At 59.2% G+C, this 16906-nt stretch carries 14 protein-coding genes; 3 read left to right on the forward strand and 11 right to left on the reverse strand.

The window, feature by feature from the left end; all coding sequences use genetic code 11:
* A complete protein-coding gene (locus tag K288_RS44165) occupies positions 1-873 on the reverse strand; it encodes a hypothetical protein (protein WP_027577854.1) in 873 nt (290 codons plus the stop codon).
* Between the two features lie 132 nt (positions 874-1005).
* On the reverse strand, positions 1006-2055 hold the full coding sequence (locus K288_RS49345) for a polysaccharide deacetylase family protein (protein WP_051334250.1): 1050 nt from the start codon (positions 2053-2055) through the stop codon (positions 1006-1008).
* Positions 2056-2486: 431 nt separating this feature from the next.
* Here K288_RS49345 and K288_RS44175 point away from each other — a divergent pair, with 431 nt between their 5' ends.
* Both K288_RS44175 and K288_RS44180 read left to right on the forward strand, forming a co-directional pair.
* Positions 2487-3458 (forward strand): glycosyltransferase, encoded by a 972-nt coding sequence (locus tag K288_RS44175; protein WP_051334251.1) that lies wholly within the window; start codon positions 2487-2489, stop codon positions 3456-3458.
* Positions 3455-4573, forward strand: coding sequence for a glycosyltransferase family 2 protein (locus K288_RS44180; protein ID WP_051334252.1), 1119 nt, complete (start codon positions 3455-3457; stop codon positions 4571-4573). The genes K288_RS44175 and K288_RS44180 overlap by 4 nt, the downstream gene beginning before the upstream one ends.
* A 113-nt stretch (positions 4574-4686) precedes the next feature.
* Here the strand turns inward: K288_RS44180 and K288_RS44185 are convergent, their stop codons facing one another.
* Together K288_RS44185 and K288_RS44190 are read right to left on the reverse strand one after the other, a co-directional pair.
* Entirely contained in the window at positions 4687-5853 is a 1167-nt protein-coding gene (locus tag K288_RS44185; RefSeq protein WP_152535328.1) for a right-handed parallel beta-helix repeat-containing protein, read from the reverse strand.
* Positions 5854-5982: 129 nt separating this feature from the next.
* Positions 5983-7416, reverse strand: a complete 1434-nt coding sequence (locus K288_RS44190) for an O-antigen ligase family protein (protein WP_160168906.1) — start codon at positions 7414-7416, stop codon at positions 5983-5985.
* 539 nt (positions 7417-7955) lie between these two features.
* Here K288_RS44190 and K288_RS0100690 point away from each other — a divergent pair.
* Positions 7956-8813 carry a 2OG-Fe(II) oxygenase gene (locus tag K288_RS0100690; protein WP_152535329.1) on the forward strand — a complete coding sequence of 286 codons (858 nt, stop codon included), beginning with the start codon at positions 7956-7958 and terminating at the stop codon, positions 8811-8813.
* A gap of 303 nt (positions 8814-9116) precedes the next feature.
* On the opposite strand, the gene K288_RS0100695 is transcribed toward K288_RS0100690, so the two are convergent.
* From K288_RS0100695 to K288_RS44200, 7 genes are all read right to left on the reverse strand, one after another.
* Entirely contained in the window at positions 9117-10256 is a 1140-nt protein-coding gene (locus K288_RS0100695; RefSeq protein WP_027577856.1) for a DegT/DnrJ/EryC1/StrS family aminotransferase, read from the reverse strand.
* Complete coding sequence (locus K288_RS0100700; RefSeq protein WP_051334278.1) at positions 10253-11248, reverse strand: NAD-dependent epimerase/dehydratase family protein; 996 nt, start codon at positions 11246-11248, stop codon at positions 10253-10255. Before K288_RS0100700 ends, K288_RS0100695 begins: the two co-directional genes overlap by 4 nt.
* 83 nt (positions 11249-11331) lie before the next feature.
* Positions 11332-12441 (reverse strand): DegT/DnrJ/EryC1/StrS family aminotransferase, encoded by a 1110-nt coding sequence (locus K288_RS0100705; protein ID WP_027577858.1) that lies wholly within the window; start codon positions 12439-12441, stop codon positions 11332-11334.
* A 158-nt stretch (positions 12442-12599) separates the two neighbouring features.
* Positions 12600-13106 (reverse strand): acyltransferase, encoded by a 507-nt coding sequence (locus K288_RS44195; protein WP_043159027.1) that lies wholly within the window; start codon positions 13104-13106, stop codon positions 12600-12602.
* Between the two features lie 30 nt (positions 13107-13136).
* Complete coding sequence (locus K288_RS0100715) at positions 13137-14639, reverse strand: oligosaccharide flippase family protein (RefSeq protein ID WP_027577859.1); 1503 nt, start codon at positions 14637-14639, stop codon at positions 13137-13139.
* A gap of 54 nt (positions 14640-14693) precedes the next feature.
* Entirely contained in the window at positions 14694-15743 is a 1050-nt protein-coding gene (locus tag K288_RS0100720; RefSeq protein WP_027577860.1) for a Gfo/Idh/MocA family oxidoreductase, read from the reverse strand.
* Between the two features lie 78 nt (positions 15744-15821).
* Positions 15822-16862, reverse strand: coding sequence for a glycosyltransferase family 2 protein (locus K288_RS44200; protein ID WP_084799423.1), 1041 nt, complete (start codon positions 16860-16862; stop codon positions 15822-15824).
* Between the last annotated feature and the right edge of the window lie 44 nt (positions 16863-16906).

Raw genomic sequence — 16906 nt, forward strand, 5'->3', positions numbered from 1 at the left:
TCACCAGGCTACGCAGGTAAGTTCACTGTAGAGGTCGTCGATCTGATCGGGGCGCAAGGTCGTGCTCCGATACATCTTCGGTCTCGGCGATTTCAGCATGATCGACCGCTTCGGGCGGTCGCCCACCACGCGCAGCTCTGCCAGTGTCGCCGGAATTCCATGGCGAAGCAGCAGATGACGGAAGACGTGCTTGGCAGCCTTATGGAACAGCTTCCGGTTTCCGACGTACAAAATCGAGGCAAACAGCGGAAGGTTCTTCCGTCGGGCCCTGCGGAATATGACGTAACAGCTCGCGTCGCCTTCAACGGCCACAATATGGTGCGCCGCCGCCGTCCGCGCGTGATCGCGATAGATCTCCAGGTCGCGACCGCGCAAGGTACGCTCGATTTCCTGCGGCTCGGAGATAATGCGCACGCGCGATGACAAGAGCGGCCAGGGTAGATTTGGGACGAGGGCGGTCGCCACGTCCAGGTGGGAGAACTTTAGCCGGACATTGAGCGGTATCACGTTTCCGCTCGGTGAGAGATCGGTGAAGTGGTAACCCTTCTGGGAAAGTAATGCGTTGAGCAACAAGACGCTGCGCGCACGGTATTCGTCAAGCACGCACCAGGCGGCCAGATTGCAGAAGCGCTCCGTTTGGCCATCTATCTTCCGCTCGGAATAGAACGCCAAGTAAACGCCGACGATCCGTTCGCCTGCCTGCAGCAGGAAACCGTGGTTCGGCTGGCTGCAGACCCATGGCGGAGTGATTGCGGCCTCCCACTCGGCGCTTGCGATGCGGGTATTCAGTTCAGCGTGCAGAAACCGCGCCACCGCGGGCACATCTGCGGAGGTGATGGGATGAAGCTCTACCGCGCCCGCCAGCTTGTTCAACGTCAACCTATTCAGCGGATGCGGCACTTTGGAACGGTGCTGCAGCGTGGCAGGGTGTTGAACGATTGCGGAGCGTACGTTTGAAAACATGGGGTGAACGGGCGCTGGTCGTCGACGAACGGATCGGTGGCTTCATGACTGCTTTGGCTGCTTGTAAGACGCTAATTGCCCGGGCGATAATTTTTGATCCGCCGGAAATGATTTGTAGTTTCTCAGCTTCCTCTTCAGTGAGGAGACGAATGGCGCCCAGGCATAAGCGCCGTTGTATTTGAGGAAAAATTCAAGACGCCCATCGAATGGATCAACCTTCACGCGGCCCCTGACCAGGCCAGAGCCCGTCGTGTCGACAGGGGTGGGTGTGGTGCTGAAGACGGCTTCATAGCCGGCCATTCGGCAGAGTTCGATTGTCGAGGAATCGTGGTCGCCATATGGAAGCGCGAATAGGCGAATTTCTTGTGTCGTCAGACCTTCAAGATCGAGGCGCGAGCCCTCGATCTCGTCCCGAGCGTCGCTGGGCGCGAGACGCGAGAGGCGAGGGTGCGTGCGGGAATGCGCCCCCACCGTGATAAGCGCGGACGGCAGCCTCGCGATCTGCTCGGCCGACATCACTATCTCGATAGAGTCGGGGCTGCCGGCTTTCATCGACCAGGTCGGCGGCCCCCCCAATGTCCGGGTTGGGACGAAGATCGTCGAGTGAAAGCCGCGGGCGGTAAGCGCGGGCAAGGCATTCTTGGCGACACTGACATACGCGTCGTCAAACGTAATCGCGACGTTGGGCCTGCCGGGAGGCAAGCTTCCACGGTGCGATGCCGGCACGACCCGGGCTTTTCGTCGGATCGACTCCAACTGGCGCACGAAATTCGATCGATATGCGTCGGGTACGCCATGATAGTAGAGGATGACCAGCCTGGGGGCGGGCGAACCCCCTGCCAGTCGCAGTGCCGATCGCAACAGTCCTCGCCCGAGATAATAGAGCAGGCTGATGGTCAGCTTGACTGTGCGCTTGGCGGTTGACCCGACCGAGATTTCACCCCCGACTTGTGGCGGTTTCCGACGGGACACAGCGGGTGGCGCTTCAACGTGCGCCGATCGCGACCTCTCAGCAAAACCGATACCTCGGCCGCGCAGCACGATCGGGCCGGTCCAGCCGCCTGGCAGAAAGCTCGTCAACACGCCGGTCACCCGCTCTATGTCTCAATTGACTTGCAAGACTATATCAAAATAAATAAATTAAATCCAGCGGGTTAAATTTTAATATGTATATTTACCATAATACCGCGAGTTTGGATTTATATTGCGCCGCAATGGCGTTTGCACGGAGACAGAGGTCGGGCTCAATGAGGTTTTTGCCGGAGGAAACTGCTGGATGCGGTGGGCTCGAGCTGGAACACGTTAATCGGGATCACGGTGCCGGTCGGATTGCTCCGGTGCGGCTTGCCGAGCAGCGCGGATGATTCCTATGAGCTCTGGATCGGCAGGCACGAGCGCGTCGTCCTCCCGGGGCGACCCACCGGTTTTTTTTCGGCTGGGTCGCGCTGCCTGCAGAAAAGATGAATTACATGAGAAAATACAAAAAGATACGAGATCTATACCATAGCCTCGAGCGCAGTAGATTGCGCACGCCGCAGTACGCTCCAGCAGGGGCGAAGAAGCAGACCGTATACTTCCTTGCTCCAGATTATGACAAACCAGCTGGTGGCAATCGGGTCATCTATCAGCATGTCGATATTCTCAACGCGGCCGGCGTCAGCAGCGTGGTCGTGCACCAGCGGCGGGGCTTCCGCTATTCTTGGTTTGCGAACACCACTAGAATTCAATCGGTTGCTGAGACTGCTCTGTCGTCGAAAGACCTGCTGGTGGTGCCGGAGACAGACGTCGATCTTATCGGACGGTTGGACAGCAACATTCGCGTCGTCGTCTTCAACCAAAACTCGCATCTCACCTGGAAGCGGCCCAATTCGAGCGCCATCTACGATGCCGCGAACGTGAAGGCGGTCATCGTCGTGTCGAAGCATAACCAGGACATGATCAACTTTGCCTTTCCGCGCGTGACAACATTCAGGGTGAATCTGAGCCTTGATGGGAAGCTGTTCCACCCGCCCGACGTCGCCGCCGAGAAGAAGATCACCTATATGCCGCGCCGCGGCGCGGACGACGCCCACCAAGTATTGGCAATGCTGCGGTCGCGCGGCGCGCTGCGCGATTGGGAGCTCGTCGCCATTGACGGCATCAGCCACGACGAGGTGGGCGAGCATCTTCGCAAGTCCCGCATCTTCCTAGCCTTTACCTGTCAAGAGGGCTTCGGATTGCCAGCCGCAGAGGCCATGGCTTGCGGCAACTACGTCATCGGCGTGCACGGCTACGGAGGCAGCGAGTTTTTCCAGCCCTCGTTCTCTTCCGCTATCGCTCCGGGCGATGTGCTCAATTTCGCGAAAGCTGTCGAGGCCGCTTTGGAGGCGGATGCGATAGACCCTGAATGGTGCCGGGTCCGCGGACTCGAAGCCTCCAGATTTGTGCGAACGGAATATTCGATCGAGCGCGAGAAGCGCGACGTCACCCAGATTTACAGCTCATTGATCCAATGACAGCACCCGACACCCAGACGACGGCACGGACCATCGGAAACCGCCTCCCCACGGTGCGGGTCTTGGTGCCGTGCTACAACTACGCTCGATATCTGGAACATTGCACCCGCACCATTCTCGCCCAGCCGCACGTGGACGTTCGCATCCTCATCATCGACGATTGCTCCAAGGATGAAACACCGGAGGTCTGTGCCAGGCTCGCTACTGGAGAGCCGCGGGTCGAGTTTATCCGCCACGAGAAGAACAAGGGGCATATCGCCACGTACAATGAGGGGATAGACCTTATCCGCGAGGACTATTTTGTCCTTTTGTCGGCCGATGACCTGCTGACGCCGGGCGCGCTCGGTCGAGCCGTCTCGGTCATGGAGAAGAATCCGAACGTCGGCTTCGTTTACGGCCATCCGATCACGCTCCGTGGCGATGTGCCGCAACCGCGTCTCGCCGAGCGCGAGCCGTCGATCTGGCGCGGCCGCGACTGGATCGAGCGCCTTTGCGGCACGGGGCGCAACGTCATCATGTCTCCGGAGGTGGTGATGCGGTCCAGCATCCAAAAGCGCATCGGCGGCTATTCGCCGGCGCTGCCGCATTCCGGCGACATGGAGATGTGGCTCAAGGCCGCGTCGATGTCCGATGTCGGCAGGGTCAACGGGGCCGATCAGGCCTATTACCGGGTCCATGCGCAGAGCATGCAGCGCACGGTCTACTCGAGCGTGCTGGCCGACCTCGCCGGACGGCGCGACGCATTTCGCTCGGTGCTTGGCGCTGGGTCGATGGTGAGGGATGCGCCAGCGCTTCTGAAGCTGGCGGAGCGCGCTCTCGCGCGGACGGCCACGCTGTTTCTGCTTGACCAGTTCGACAGCTCGACTCCGCCGGACTGGCCGGTCGAGCCTTACGTGACCTTCATCCGCGAGCTCGATCCAGCAATGATGGACTCAGGCCTAGGCCGCGCACTGAGCCGTCGCCTGGCCGGCCGCCACAGCGCGGTCGGTCGGCTGCTGGCCTATGCCGACAGGGCCGTGAGTCATCGGATGGAATGGCGGCATTGGCGGCGCACCGGGATGGAAAAGACAGCCTGGCCTCGCGACGTCATTGGTTTCGCTCGCAGTTTGACCTAAGGGAAGACGTTAGGCCGATCTCGCCGGAATGACCGAGCTTCCGGCTGGGGTTAGGCTACCGACCAATGCGTGGTTATGGTATCGCTCCATCACAGCTGCAACGCCACGGACGTTTAAGGAATCCGTGCTCCCACATCCGTACCGTCGGATGCCTTGCCTTTTCCAGGTGACTCTGGAGCGAGCTTGAATCCGGCATACGAGGTTGGCAGGGCCCCGCCGACATAGACGGGCATTCCGCGGAAGTTCGATTTGGTCGCCCCCCGGACAAACATATTGTTTGTCGAAGTTCCTGTGGATCCGTTGCCGAACGTGATCATTGCAATATTGTCGTAAATTTGCGTGCCCACGCCCGCGGGATCGGTCAATTTGCGATTGATGTCGATATAGCCGCATTCCCCGCCTGCGCAACCACGCGGGCGATAAAGCACAGTGTTGTGGCGAATAATCGAATTCTTGTCGGCGTAAAGTTCAATTCCCCACTTTCGGGAAATATCGACCACGTTGTCCTCAATGATCACGCCGACCGTACCGCCGTCGTATGAGGTAATGCCTTGGGTTTCGCAGTCGAGTGAAGCATGGACGTAGTTGCCCGCAATACGGCCGCCGGTTCCGCCTTCGAATTGGATGTTGTCCGTGTGATTGGTTCCGACGTCGCAGAGGTTATCAAAGATGTTGTTCAGAATGTTGATACCTGCGCCGAGATGGATTCCATCCAGATCGCCGTTTCTAAACGTGGAGTTCTGGATCGTCACACCCGAAAAAGCTGCGGTATTGTTTTCGACACGAACCTTTCCATTAGGGGATCCCTTGCGGTAGACAGCATGCCAATCGTGCGTGTTGTGCTCCAGCAAGATATTCCCGTCAGTGGCCTCAATATCGATCGTAGCAGCAAACACTGAATTTCTGATCGTGAAGTTCTTTGCGTTAACTGCGGTGCCGCCCATGCCGTTCATTCCATCAAGAATGAAGCCGCCAACGCTTGAGTTGAAATTGACCTGCATGTTTGGAGTTGCAGCAGCCTCGGCTTTGATGGTGATGGCTTTGTCAACGCCATCCCAAGTGCCGTAGTCACCTGAAGCAAGACAGATTACTTGTCCCGCGGATGCCGCGGAAATTTGGCTTGCGAAATTGGACGGAGTGGCATGGAGGTTACACGGGCCGCCGCTGGGAGATGGGCCAGGAGCCGGAGCTGAAGGAGCTACTTGTCCCTGAGAACCATTGCCGCACGCTATGCTCGCAAGTGAAGCGAAGAGCCATAGTGCCCAATGTAAACGACCCATAAAACCCTCGGTCTAATTTGGCTTGTGAACCTGGTTTGGAGACCTGCATCTACAGCTCTGGCGACCGGATCATGTTTTCCGAGCCTGTGCTTTTGTGCGCTGCGCGGCGAGTCCTCGACGTCGAGCAATTCAGTTCCAGGCGCGGGACTGCTGGCGGGCATTGCCGCGCGGCAATAGGCGATCTCTTGTAGGCAGATTGCTTTCGGCGGTCCTCGCCAACTTGGGTAGCTCGGTGTCCATCAACCATACACCACTGCCCCATGCGAATATGAACCACGAGTAAATTGCGTGCGCGAAATGAACGGTCGTGCCCACGAACAAGAACGTGACCATACAAATCACGTATGCCACGCGACAAATCTCGACTGTTCTGTCTGCGCTCTTCGCGCAAGTGACCGCAACTATTGTCAAAATGAAGGAGCCCATGAGCGGGACCAGAGCGGGAATTCCGTACCTCATGGCGGTCAAAAGCCAAAAATTGTCCACGCTGTCAGATGGCATCCACCGAGGTCGCTGCCAATCGGCGAGGCCTATTCCAAGCCATGGATGATTGACCACCGACTCACTTCCGAAATCCCAGATCGCGACGCGGTACCACCCCGTCTGGGGGTCGAACGTGAAGTGCGAAATGAAGAACTTGACGGCGCCTTGATTTGATCCGAGTTGGGCGGCCAAGAATCCCACGAGGATGATACTCCACAATATCATCCACTTGCTGTTATTGCGCCAGAGAATCGCAGTGTAAGCCATCAGCACGACTTGGAGAAAAAGGCACGAAATGGGCGCTGACGACATCGACAGAAAGGCGGTGCCCGCCACTCCCGCGGTCAAAAGCCATCGCGAGGCAGAGTTGCAGCCATGTCCCCAAGCGAGGTGGGTCAGAGCCAAGATGCTGGTACAGAAGAGGCCGAATTCGATTGAATGACTGAACGGCCCCTGAACCCGCCAGAAGCCCCACCGGGGAGTCATCATTGTAACGTCGACTGTCGGGAAAATCATTCTTAACGTCGACAAGATCGGCTTGTGTCCCGTGATCCATTCATAGATAGCGAAGGGCGACAGGGCCAAAACGACCATCGTCACCACGAAGATCATTCCTCTGAAGTCAGCCGCGTTACGAATATAGCGGCGCGCGAGGAGGTAGGCTCCCATCGTTTCTATGAAAAATATGCCGGAAGTTTGAGTGGCAGCCGAGCTATCATGCGCCGCAAACAGGGCAACTGCGGCCCAGATGGAGTAGAGAAAAAGTGCAACGTCCTGAAGCTTGAAACCCAGCTCGCCGCGCACCCAACTCAAAAGACAGGGCAGTAGGGCTGCCAGCAGAACGAGACGATAGACCGACAGGTTCAGTGGCCCTAAAGGAATGATCCACGGGATGGTCAATCCGATCAGGAAACAAGTAACCATCCAATGTGGTCTGTTCCAGGTAGCTTTCCCCACCGGTTGATTTGTCTGCAAAGAGAAATCGCGTCGTGCAAGCGCCCCGTCTGCCCCAGACAGCAATGAGCGCTGGGATCTTATTGCAAAGCTTGCTGTACCTGCCATCTGAAGACCAACGATCAATCGGTGCGAATTTCCAGGACCATATCCAGCTGAGCGCGCTGGCCGCATTACAATGGGCTACTCTGCTGATCGCTCTCCGATCCCACGCTTCTGAAGCCTGCGCCCGCAGCCAGCCCCGGCGAGCTCACCACGCTCGATACAGAGTTCGCATGGGGTCGCTTGAATGTTCTTGCCGTCTTGCTCAATAGTTTTGCCTGAATGGATCTCTTGTGAGACGCTAGCTTCGTGATGGCGGCACATTGCAGCGAGGTTCCCTTGCTTCAGGTTCAATCACTGGTTTCCCGGGGAGTCGCCTCGACTTCTCGGTGAACCCCATTCTAAATACCAAGCGGCCTCTCTCAAAATCGGCGGACTGACGTCAATTGCGGTTATTTCGGATTATATGCGGAAATTTTGCTATTCCTGGCAATGGTTTATCGGAAGTTGTTGGCCGCGTCGATCCAATTAACTGCATTATAGAATAATATCAGAAATTAAATCTTGATCATATAAAATAATCGCGTTTAATAGGCGCCCAGGGTCATTAGCGGAGCAAGGCCATGGTTAGCTCTCTCCAGCGTGCGGTGTCGGTCGAGGCGGAGCCGTTCGGCGTCAAGTCGTTTCTTCCCATCAAAAAAATGGCGCAGCACGGCGACCAATGGGCCCAGCAATATCGCGACAATCGGCCTTTCCCGCATATCGGGATCGATGATTTTTTTGACGACGATATTATCAGGACGGTGGTTGCGAACTACCCCGGCGAATATGATGCATCGTGGGATCGCAGGTTTCTCGATGCCGGAACTTACGAAGAGCAAAAGCTCGGCCTGGCTCGTCTTGAGGACTTTCCGCCTTACATTCAGCAATTCGTCAATGCGCTGAATTCGCGGGTGTTCGTGGAGTTCTTGGAGAAGCTTACGGGTATCCAGGGTCTGATACCCGATCCGTATCTGTCAGGTGGCGGCCTGCACATGATCCCGCGAGGGGGCCGTCTCGCCATCCATGCGGATTTCAATACCCATAGGGAGCTCAGACTCGACCGCCGACTCAATCTGTTGGTGTACCTGAACCACGATTGGCAGGAGGAGTGGGGCGGGGCCCTCGAACTCTGGGACAAGGACGTCAAGACAAAAGAGAAGGCGTATCTGCCCATCGCGAATCGCATCGTCGTCTTTACGACGACCGACACGGCGTATCACGGCCATCCAGATCCGCTGACAAGTCCAAAAGGAAAGTACCGGCGGTCTATTGCCTTGTATTACTATACGAATGGTCGTCCCGAGGAGGAGAGATCGGCGGATCATACGACGATATTCAAGATGCGTCCGAACGAGGTCCGTCGGCGACGTGTCCTCGATATGATGAAGCCCTTTGTTCCGCCAATTGTCTGGCAGCTTCCGCGCTTGTTCCGGAAGTAGTGGTGACCCTGTTGGGTCGGCCGGTTAGGCGATCGTAGCTACTGGGGCTGGCGCGAAGCCCCCGACATCGCGCAGCGCCGGCTCCCGGCGCGGATGGCCAGTGCGGGCGACTCCTACTTGCCGCGCAAGCGAAGACGTCGCCAAAACATCTTGTGCTTCACCCAGTGCATATGGCCGGCAGGCAAAATCGGTTGCGGATTCGGCGGCCACCGCGTCGCCAGGCGTCGGCGCCATTGCAATCCCCGGTGCTCTCCGAGACCACGCGCGCCTAAAGGACTACAACGCTGAGAGATGTCTCCGTTGTCATCGGTTGACCTCGGCGCGGAGCGTGCCAGCCACCAGCTCAAGGTCCTCGTCTTTCATTTGCGCGTAAATCGGCAACAGGATTGCCTGATCTTGCGCGAGTTCAGACTGGCGCAAATCATGGCGTTGCTTGTCGTTCGAATAAGGCGCCTCCCGATGCGAACACATGATGCCGCGGCGTGTCGCGATGCCCTTGTCGAGCAATTTCTGCATCACCGCCCGCTGGTCCACTTTGCTCGGCAGACGCACGCAATAGCTCTGCCAGTTGGAGCGGGCCCACTCCGGCTCGAATGGCAGGCTCAGCCCCTCGACGTTGCCGAGCAATTCCGCGTAGCGTGCCGCCAGGGTCCGACGGCGAGCCACGATGTCGGACAGCTTCGTCAGCTGCTTGCGACCGACTGCGGCCTGGATATCGGTCATTCGGTAATTGAAGCCGACGGCGAGATAATCCTCGAAAATCACCTGGGGAGACCCGTGCCGCACGGTGTCCGGGACGCTCATGCCGTGCTGGCGCAGCAGCCGGAATTTGCGGTCGAGTTCCGGGTCCGAGGTGGTGAGCATGCCGCCTTCGCCAGTCGTGATCACCTTGCGGGGATGGAAGGAGAAGCATGCGATCCGGCCGTGCGGTTTCCCGATCCGATCCCAGCCGCCGTTCATGCGGATCTGGCTGCCGGCGGCACAGGCGGCGTCCTCGATCAAGGTGAGGCCGTGACGATCGGCGATCGCAACGAGCGCGGCGAGGTCGCAGGGCATCCCCATCTGGTGGACCGCGATGATCGCGCGGGTGCGGGAGGTGATCGCTTCGGTCACGCGCTCCGGATCGATGTTGTACGTGTCCGGATCGATGTCGACAAAGACGGGGGTGGCGCCACAATATCTGACGCAATTGGCCGTCGCGATAAACGAATGGCTGACCGTGATCACCTCGTCGCCGGGGCCGATGTCCAGTGCGACCAGGGCAAGATGCAGGGCGGTCGTGCAGTTGGAAACGGCGCACGCATGGGGCGCGCCGACCAGTGTCGCAAAATCGCGCTCGAAGGCCGCCACTTGGGGGCCTTGCGAAACCCAGCCGGAAAGCACGGCCTCGCGAGCGGCTTCAGCCTCTTCGTCGGAGAGGAGTGGCAGTGCGATCGGGATCACGAGGCGACAGCCTCTTGCTGGCGGGTTGCAGGAATCGATCCGCGTTCGGCCCGCCACCACTTCACGAGATCGGCAAGGCCTTGCTCGAGCGGCACGGTGGCACGGAAGCCGAGCTTTCGCTCCGCATTCGCAGTCGACGCCAGCCGGCGCGGCACCGGATTGATCGAGCGCTCCGGCGCGAACTCAGGCGTCAGGTCGCGATGACCCATGACCGACGCAAGCGCCTCCGCCAGTTGCACCAGGCTGGTTTCGGTTCCGCTGGCGACGTTGAAGACCTCGTCGCTGACCCGGGCCCGGGCCCCGAGGATATTGGCGCGCGCGACGTCGCGAACATGGATGAAGTCCATGGTCTGCTGGCCGTCACCGAAGATGATCGGCGGCAATCCGGCTTCGAGCCGCTCCATCCAGCGGATCAACACTTCGGTGTAGCGGCCGTGGATGTCCATGCGATCGCCGTAAACGTTGAAATAGCGGTACGCGACATAGTCGAGCCCATGCATGTCGTTGAAGGATCGGAGCAGCCCTTCGTTGAAAGCCTTGGCGGCGCCATAGAGGGTCCGGTTGTCGTAGGGGTTCTGCCGCTCCGTCGTCGGAAACTCGTCCGCCATGCCGTAGACGGATGCCGAGGAGGCGGCGATCACCTTCTCGATATTGTGCTTCACGCACAGTTCGAGCAGATCAAAGGTGGCGTCCACCATGACTTCCTTGGCCAGGCGCGGCTCGGCGGCGCAATGGGTGATGCGCAAGGCGGCCTGGTGGAAGACAATGTCGGCGGCCTGGACAAGCGATGCCATCAGCTTGCCGTCGCGAATATCGCCCTGGACCATGCGGACCGGCCCGCGGCCCATCGATCGCTGGAGATTCTCCGGCCGTCCTCTGATCATGTTGTCGAGAGCGACGATCTCGATGCAGCTCTCGTCGCATAGGAGGTCGACGATGTGCGAGCCGATGAATCCGGCGCCGCCGGTGACCAGGATTCGCTTCCCCTTCAGATCAGCCAAGACGCTCTCCCGTTATTGAGCTTGTTGAGCCATGCCGAAAACGGCTTTGGTGAAATCGGTCCTTTGCCGAGCGCCTAGGCGGCCTCGACGAAGCCGACCCTCTCCAATTGTGCGACTACCTCGTTCACCTGTTCCGAGCGCAGCTCCGGATAGATCGGAAGCGAGAGGAATTGATTGGCCAAGCTTTCGGTGATCGGGAAATCGCCGGCGCGATAGCCAAGACCGGCGTAGGCCTTCTGCAGATGGACGGGCACCGGATAATGAATGCCCACGCCTATGCCGGCTTCCTGCAGCGCGCTCAACACGTCGTCGCGACGGGGCAGGCAAAGCGCATAGACGTGATAGACGTGCCGGCTGTGCGCGGGCGGCTGCGGCCTTGCAAATGGAAGCTTCGCGAGAAGACGATCGTACTGCGCGGCCACCGACCGGCGCGCCTCGGTCCAGGCCTCGATATAGTTCATCTTCACGTTCAGCACCGCGCCCTGGATGCCGTCCATGCGATAATTGTAGCCGGCGACGACGTGATTGTATTTGGCTTCCTGTCCCCAATCGCGAAGCAGGGCAACCTTGCGGGCGAGCTCCGGCTGACTGGTCACGACCGCGCCGCCTTCGCCGTACGCTCCGAGATTCTTGCCTGGATAGAAGCTGAAACAGCCGAAATCGCCGATCGATCCTGCGCGGCGTCCTTTGTATTCGGCGCCGTGAGCCTGGGCTGCGTCCTCGATCACGATGAGCCCGCGTCGCCGGGCGATCTCCATGATCGGATCCATGTCGGCCATCAGGCCGTGCAGATGGACCGGCAGGATCGCCTTGGTCCGCGGCGTGATCGCGGCCTCGATCAGGGCCGGATTCATCGTCCAGGTGACCGGGTCGACGTCGACAAAGACTGGCTTTGCGCCGCTGTACAACACCGCCGCGGTCGTCGCGACGAAGGTCATCGACACCGTAATGACTTCATCGCCAGGGCCGACGCCGGCCGCGAGCAGGGCCAGATGCAGCGCCGAGGTGCCGCTGCTGACCGCACTGCAATGGCTGGTATTGCAATAGCTGGCAAAACGCTTTTCAAAAGCAGCGACTTCCGGCCCCAGCACGAACTGCGTGCTCTCGATGGCACGCGCGACCGCGGCATCGACTTCCGGCTTGATCTGGCTGTATTGAGCTTTCAAATCCAAAAACGGTATCAATGTCTTGATCCCTTGCCTGTCGGGCGTCCGATCCGGGCGCTGCCGATTATCTATATTTAAATCGTCCAGTCGAATTAAATCAAATCACATTAATAAACAAATGAAAATGATTATCTGCGCGGGGCCGATTTAATTGGTAAACGGCCGGCGCGCTCCAGTCAGGCGGTCGCGCGGGCGGCCTCGATGGGGGCGCCTGCCTCGGAAGCGGGCATGAGACGCGCAGGTACTCCAGCCACGATCGCGTGGGGTGGAACATCCTTTGTCACCACGGCACCGGCACCGACAATGGCGCCAGCGCCAATGGTGATGCCGCACAGGATGGTCGCGTTGGAGCCGATCGACGCTCCTTTGCCGACACGGGTTGGCTCCACGGTCCAGTCGGCAGCGCCCTGGGGCCGGCCATCCGCCGTGGTCGCCCTCGGATATTTGTCGTTGGTGAACATGACGCCGTGCCCGATGAACACCTCGTCCTCGATGTTCACGCCTTCGCAGATGAAGCTGTGCGATGAGATCTTGCAGCGGGCGCCGATTGTGGCTCCGGCCTGGACCTCGACGAAGGTGCCGAGCCTCGTCTCGTCCCCAATCGAGCAGCCGTAGAGATTGACGAGATCCGGATGGAGGATCCGCACGTCACGACCGAGCTGCACATCTTTTGCGATTGGCATCGCACCTTCTCCCAACGTTACAAGAAATTCTCAGCGAATATCGCGGTCTGCCCGCACCGCCGGAACCGGGACGCGGCCCGAGAAGCGTCCGGCGGCGGATAGTACACGAGAAATGGGAGCCTTTAGTTCCGGCAGCAGCGGATGCTGCACCGCGAACAGAGCGGCGAGCCAGGCTGCTGCGGCGGTCCCGCAGGCGATGAAAATGCCGACGACTGGTCCGATCAGACCCTGTTCGACCAGCGCCGCACAGATGGCGATGGTCGCACAGCTGGAGAGCGCGACCATGCCGCTCTTTTGCGTCGCCTGAACGAAGTCGGCGAACCGGAGATCGAGATGTCGGCTGACGTAGTAGATCGCCACGGCGGCCTGGAATGGCAACGTCAGCAATGCGGATGCCGCCACGGCTTCGACGCCGAAGAAAGATGCGGCAAAGATGATCAGCAGCGACGGCGGCAGCGAGATCAGCGACGAAAACAGCGTGTCGCGCACGCTGCCTGCGGCAACCAGGACCGGGTAGGTGAGGCAGGCCGCGAACAGCGAGAGTTGCGCGATGCATAGCAGGCGGATCAACGGAACCACCTCGAGCCAGGATGGACCGAGCCAGACCAGAATGATCGGCTTCGCCATCACCGCCATGAAGATCAGGAACGGCCAATGCAGAACTGTAAGGAGCGAGATCGCGTGGAGATATATGCGCTTGAGGTCCGCGCCGGCGCTCCTCTGGGCAAAGATGGCCGGCATGATCACCGGGCTGATGACTTGGATCACGAGCCTGTCGAAGACCTGGGTGAGGGTACCGGCGCGACTGTAAAGGCCAACAGCCGTGAAATCCAGCATGCGCGCGAGGAACAACTGGGGTGCTGAAGTATAGAACGCGTTGATGAGGACTACGCCGCTTGAATAGAGGCCAAACCTGACGATCTCTGAGTAGCCCTCGAGCGACGGCCGGAAGATCCGCAAATCCCGTCGCGTTGCCACCAGATAGGCTGTTTGGACGATGCTCCCGGCGAGCATTCCCCAGATCGGCGCAAGGTAGCTATAGCCCATTTTTGCAAGCACGATCGACACGGCGACCATCGTGAAATTACAGGCAAGATTGCTGGCCGCGACGACACCGAACTGCATGTCGCGTCGATACAGTGCGATAATCGTTACCGAGAACGGTGCGACGGCGAAATTGAGAACGGCGACGGCGATACCTGTCTCGAGTCCGTCCGCGCCGAGCGTCGATCCGAGAACACCTCCTAGCAGATAGAGGAGAAACCCGATCGCGATGGACAAGCCGAATGTAATGGTGAAGGCGGTCCTGACGTTGCCCTCCGAAAGCGACGCCTTCTGAATGAGATAATTGGCGCCACCGAATTCCTGAGACGAAGCCGAAAACACCGATGTGATCGCGAGGACGACGGCATAGACGCCGAACTCGTTCGGGGTCAGCAATCTCGACAGGATACCGATCGAGACAAAGAACAGCAGCAGGCTCGCGTAGCGCTCGAGTGCTGAAAAGAAGATCGAACGTTGCACAGAGTTCATCGCGAGCCCGTCGCAGCTCTTGCTAGATCATTACATTCCGAGGCCGCAAACGGCTCAGGCAATCGCCCTGACGCGCTCCGTAACCCTGCGCGGCTGCTTCAGCCGAACCGGCTTGCCGTGATCGGCAATCGAACGCGATGCCGCCTCCAGCACCTCGATAACCCGCAGGCCGGACAAGCCATTGGAGACCGGCGATGCGCCGGTGGTCACGCATTCGACGAAGTGCTCGACCTCAGTGAGCAATGCCTCCTTCGTGGAGATATTGGGTGCCCACATGTCGCCGGCCCGATATCCGATCCGGAACTGATGGGCGTTTTCGGCTTGCGCATTCAGGGTGATGCCCTTGTCGTAGACCTTGATCTTTTCGGTCGGCTCGAGGTCGTCATAGACGATCATCTTCTTGCTGCCGCCGACGAAGGTCTGGCGCACCTTGATCGGGGAGAGCCAATTGACGCTGACATGCGCGACGCATTTGCTTTCGAAGAACAGCGTGATGTGCGCCATGTTCTCCGGCGAGCCGGCCACATGGCACGAGCCCGTCGCCGAAACCGCAATCGGATCCTCGTCAAGGAGATACTGGATGATCGAGAGGTCGTGGACCGCCAGATCCCAGATCACGTTTACGTCGCTCTGGAACAGACCGAGGCTCGAGCGCGTGCTGTCGTAATAGTAGACCTCTCCGAGTTGGTCCTGCAGCATAAGTTCGCGGATCTTCTGCACCGCGGGCGTATAGAGGAAGGTGTGATCCACCATCAGCGTCAGCCGGCGTCGGTCGGCTTCCTCAACCAGGTGACGCACCTGATCGGACGTCTGGGCAAGCGGCTTCTCTACCAGCACATGCTTTCCGGCATTGAGTGCCGCAAGAGCCAGCTCATAGTGAGTATGGACAGGCGTTGCGATTGCAATGGCGTCGACCTGCGGGTTGCGCAGAAGCTCCCTGAAATCCGATGTCGTTGTAATTTCCGGATGACGGCGCGCGCAGGTGGCCAGCTTGGCCGCATCCAGATCGCTCACGCTGACAACCCGCGACGACTCGCTGCTCGCAAAATTCCTGACGAGGTTCGGACCCCAGTATCCATATCCGACAATGCCGATTCCAATCATCTCAAACCCCATACTATCTATTGAGTTGAAACACATTAACGCGCGGAGTTTCCGGCCTGTCCGGCTCAACCTCTGCAATCATTTCGGCTCGCTTCCGGTAAAGTGATAGACGAGGGCGGCTCTCGCCGCCGCCGACCTGTGCCAATCTCGGCTATCCAGCTTGACCACGGACAGCACAAACCATGCAATCATCCGAACGAAATTCGATCCGATATAGATCAGCTTGAGCAGCCACCAGGACGCCAGCCCGCGGTTCTTGCGGTGATAAATCATGGTGCTCTTCTGCAGCTGGACGAACATCTTCTTGCTGGCTTGCTTGGTGCTCTTGGCACCTCCGTCCAGGTGCACAATGCGGGCGCATGGCGTGAATACGCGTCGCCATCCCGCTTGTGCAAAGCGGTAGCACCAGTCGGCCTCTTCCGAATAGACGAAGTAGGCTTCGTCCATCAGTCCGACCTGCGCGATCGCCTCGCGGCGTACCAGCATGAACATGCCCGTCACGACGTCGACGTCTCGCTCGCTGTGGCGGTCCCACCAACTGAGCTCCGGTCGGCCGAATAGCCGCGAGCGGGGGAAGGCTCGTGACAATCCCGAGAGAGCCAGGAAAACGTTCAAGGGACTCGGGAATGAAAAGCCAGTCGGCGTGATTCGGCTTTCGTCCTCGAGCACCTGACATCCGACGACGCCGACGTCGGGGCGGACATCGGCGTAACCAACGCACCGGGAGATGGCGTCGTCGAGTACGACAGTATCCGGGTTCAGCAGAAGGGTGTATCGGGCCGAGGCTACCTGCATGCCCTGGTTGCAGGCGGCGGCAAAGCCCCGATTTTCTGCGTTCGCGATGAGCGTCACAACCGGAAATTCGGCACGGACCATCTCCGCCGAGCCATCGTGGCTGTTGTTGTCGATAACGATCACCTCGAAGGAAACCTTTCGCGTCTGTTCGAAGACAGACCGCAGGCAGCCTCGCAATATGTCACGAGTATTCCAGCTCACAACGACAATGGAGACGTCCAATTCGCTCGTGCGCGCTGCCGGAAAGGTTCGTCGCTGGCTTCGTTTGTCGCGCTCCACGAGCGGAGCGGACCATCCATGACTCAACGCTTCCACGTCACGCACCTCCGCCTACGACATCTCTATCCGCGATACGAGCGCGTGCTTAT

The sequence above is a fragment of the Bradyrhizobium sp. Ai1a-2 genome (assembly GCF_000426245.1).
Taxonomy (GTDB): Bacteria; Pseudomonadota; Alphaproteobacteria; order Rhizobiales; family Xanthobacteraceae; genus Bradyrhizobium.